4 protein-coding genes are annotated in these 3728 nt (G+C 47.8%); 1 reads left to right on the plus strand and 3 read right to left on the minus strand.

The features are described from left to right. Positions 1-117 precede the first annotated feature (117 nt). The 3 genes from GX441_11600 to GX441_11610 all read right to left on the minus strand — a co-directional run bounded on the left by GX441_11600 (position 118) and on the right by GX441_11610 (position 2216). Positions 118-870, minus strand: a complete 753-nt coding sequence (locus tag GX441_11600) for a TPM domain-containing protein (GenBank protein NLI99287.1) — start codon at positions 868-870, stop codon at positions 118-120. A 20-nt stretch (positions 871-890) separates the two neighbouring features. Then, a complete protein-coding gene (locus GX441_11605; GenBank protein ID NLI99288.1) occupies positions 891-1736 on the minus strand; it encodes a hypothetical protein in 846 nt (281 codons plus the stop codon). A 108-nt stretch (positions 1737-1844) separates the two neighbouring features. After that, positions 1845-2216, minus strand: coding sequence for an EamA family transporter (locus tag GX441_11610; GenBank protein NLI99289.1), 372 nt, complete (start codon positions 2214-2216; stop codon positions 1845-1847). A gap of 183 nt (positions 2217-2399) precedes the next feature. Here GX441_11610 and GX441_11615 point away from each other — a divergent pair. After that, a partial coding sequence (locus GX441_11615) for a hypothetical protein (GenBank protein ID NLI99290.1) occupies positions 2400-3728 on the plus strand: 1329 nt, incomplete at its 3' end.

The raw sequence follows: 3728 nt of genomic DNA on the forward strand, positions 1-3728 counted from the left end.
CCGGGCGGTTCCGGATACTGGGCACCAACAAGGACCAACGGCAACAAGATACTTAAGAATAATTTTTTCATAATTGTCTCCTTATCATGAAAGAAGACGAGTGTGAAATCATCTTTGTTACCAGCCGCCACCACCGCCACCACCTGAGAAGCCGCCGCCGCCGAAGCCTCCTCCTGAGAATCCGCCTCCGCCGCCTGAGGAGAAGCCTCCGCCGGATGACCAGAAGCCGCCGCCCCTTATTCCGCGACCGGCTCCACGAAGCAGGGAGAGGATGAAGAACAATAGCGGGAAGATGAAGAAGAGGCATAAAGGAAAGCAGCCGAAACCGCCGCACTTGGTTCCGCCTGAATCTTGTTTGATTTCAGGAGCGCCCTTCGAGTTTTCAATGGTTACGCCATACTCCTTCTCGATATCCTTTGCATATAGCTGAAGCGCTTCATAAATGCCCTTGCCGTATTCGGAGTTTCTGAAGTTCGGAACAAGAACGCCGCGATATACCTGATTGATTCTTGCATCGGTAAGATAGCCCTCCATTCCTGAGCCTGTGGCAGTAAAGACCTTGCGGTCGTCTATTGCAACAACCATGATAAGACCGTTGTCGTTATCCTTCTGACCGACTCCCCAGCGGTTTCCGAGTTCGGTCGCGTACATGGAGATATCCTGTTCTCCTGTGGAGGGCACTACAAGAACTGCCATCTCTGCAGTAGTCGTGCGTTCGACTTCGCGACAAAGATTGTTGATGCTCGTTATCTCATCCGCGCTCAGCTTTCCTGTCTGGTCTACTATGTAGTTGTCTGGAGGAGGAGGGGAAGGATACTCCTGAGCTGAAGCGGTTATTGCAAGCAGGAAAAAGAGTGAAATTTTATACACGATATACCTTCGAGCTGGCGCTACTTTTTCTTCTTTGAAACAGGTTTGGGTTTCGTCTTTTTAGCCTTCTCCATGACTTTTGGTTTTTGCGCTTCCTTAACAGGTTCTTTCCTCGCCTTTTTGCCCATCTTGTCGATTTGAATCGCTATCTTTTCGATTTCAGAAAGGTATGAGGAATAAAAGGAATCCATCTCCTGGCGCGTCATCCTCGGAGCAAGATGCTTGATCTCAAGCGCCTTGTGAAAACTCCGCTTGTCAAAACCGTATAAGCCGGCTGCCGCATCAACGACATCCATCCTCTTTGCTGGAGCCGATTTTCCTGCAAGACGCACGAGACCGCGAAAAACTGAGACCATTCCGGTTATTGAAGAAGCAACGAGGTTCATCATGGGTGCCCGTCTGTCGGCTATCTCGAGATACGATTGCCGGAGACTAATCAGAGAGCCTTTGATTTTTTCCTCGCATTCCAGCCGAAGGTTTTCGCGGCTTATGTCGAGTTTGGCAAAAGGGTCATCGCCAAGCACGACCTTATGGAAATCGCTCATATCAAGGAATTCTATCGGGAAGACATCGGATGAAGTGTTCATATGCTCGCAGGTAAGAAACAAAGGCGCAATCATGCCCTTTCGTGCCCAGCGGCTTATGTAAGGCTGAATATCGTGAAGCAAAGACAACTCAAGCCGCTCCACCACTACAAGAAGATTAATGTTGGAACGTTTTGGATCAAAGTCTCCGGCTACCGCGGATCCATAAACGACAACGGATTTTAGGTTTTCTCCAAGCAATTTGATAAGACCTTCTAGATAAGAAGCAAGTTTTTTGGCGACCGGCTCCGAAAGTCCGGAAAAATCAAGATTGGTTTTCACGTAATTCCTCCTGAGTTTTTTGTTAAGATACAAAGGATTTTACTCTTGTCAACATACTCAATATCTTACAGAAAATGACCCGAATTTATTCAGGTCGGTATTGCACAACTAAGGATTGGGATTCTTTGCGGCGCCGAGAGACAGCATGGCGATTCCGATGACTACAACGGCTCCGCCAATCCACTGGAGCACCGTCACCGGTTCCTTGAATATGAATTTGGAGATTACGAGCTGAACTAGAACAAGACCGAGACCGTAGTTTATCGCGTATGCCATGTAAACCGGGATATACCGAAGAAGAACGACGTACAATATCATAGCTATAGTTCCAACCGCCCCCCCTCCCAGAAACCAGACTATTGCCCATTTGAGGTTCTGGGCATTGGAGGCTTGCTTAAACCCAATCTGTCCTGCAGCATGAATTACGACAACGAGTGCTGCAAGTACCACAGTCCAGATAATCTTCCCTGTGTGCAACATGACCGGAGTTTAGCCGCAGATACTGGCTTGTCAAGTGTAAAACTCATGAATGGGCGGGAGAGTGAAATAAAAAAACATCTGTTAAAACTAGGCGGAACTCAAGCTCGAACAGTGCTTGACAAGACATTTTATTAAGACTAGAATAAAGCAGATGAATAAAACAAGGATAAGAAAGGAGGTTTTATGGTCTTTTTGAGTCTTATCCTTTCGATGGTGTCTTTAGAGTTCCCAATAACAACCGCCCCAGGCGACCAGCGCTACCCCGACGTGTGCTGGGACGGCGAAGCGTTCTGGGTGGTTTGGCAAGACGAAGATCAGGGAACTATACGCGGCATAAGGGTGGACGATAAAGGAGAGTTTCTGACAAATGAAGTGGAACTGTTTAAAAAATACAGTTTGCCTGGCCCTCTGCAGTACCCAGCCGTTGCTGCTGGGCCAAATCGTATTGCGGTTGAAGCCAAGGCGATGATCGGCTGGAATGAGTTCGGTTCCGAACTCTTTGCCGTTACCCATGATGAGTACTCCTTTGAGGGTTCAAGCCTTAGTCCAACGCATTGGTTACTACCTAAAAGCGACCTAGACGTATCCCCTCCATCATCGATATGCTTATTCTATGGCAAAACTCATTTCTTTTCCTTTCACAAGCAGAGTTTTCAAACAGGTGGTGATTACCACGACGCTTCAGTATGTTGGGGGATTGGCAGCAAATTACCTGATTCTCTTACAGAGGTATGGCGATCTTCTGAACCTGGGCTTGGTTTTGAAATTTTACCCCCTGTTGCATGCTGGAATGGGGAAAAATTCCTTGTTTTATACAGAGATTTATTAAAAAATCCACCCACAAACTACTACGGGGCTTTCCTCAACGACACACTCGTTCTACGCATAAAAACAGGAGGAGACTTTGGTTTAGAGAGATCGCAATATCGGACGACTCCTGGGTCCTGGCCCAAAAACCAGGCGTTGGCTACCACTGGATCTCGCTACCTTCTGATCAGCGAAGCAAAAGTGAATGATAAGTATGGTTTAGTTGGGTACGATATTCTTAGTGATTCCGGTAAGCCCATCAAGGATTCAGCCACTCTAATTAATTTTAATCCAGATATTCAATGCTGTTACCCTGAAGCAATATCGAACGGCAAGGATTTTATTGCTGTATGGGAGAATCGATTCCAGGACAGCACCGTTCATCTTTACGCCATAGAGGTCGATACGCTTGGCTCTATCCTCAAGTCGGGCTACGTGGTCTGGAAAGGGCCTCGAAACCAGCAGCCCGCCCTTGCGTACGGCGCAGGCAAGCATCTCCTGGCTTGGTCTGACAACCGCGACGGCGACTTTAACATTCGGGGCATGATATTAGACACGCTGGAGGTGTTCGAGGGCGTGAGCGAATCCTCCCCTTCCCCTCTCCCCAAGGATATTCAGGCGATTGAGGTCGATAAGACCTTCTTCAAGGACGAATTGCGCATAAGGCTCGAAAACGCTGTCGATGCAGGGCAAATCATAATCATA

The organism is bacterium (assembly GCA_012517375.1).
Taxonomy (GTDB): domain Bacteria; phylum Hydrothermota; class Tepidihabitantia; order B3-TA06; family B3-TA06; genus JAAYVC01.

Coding starts and splice junctions, on each gene's coding strand:
- GX441_11610 (NLI99289.1), bottom strand. CDS start 2,216: ATGTTGCACACAGGGAAGATTATCTGGACTGTGGTACTTGCAGCACTC.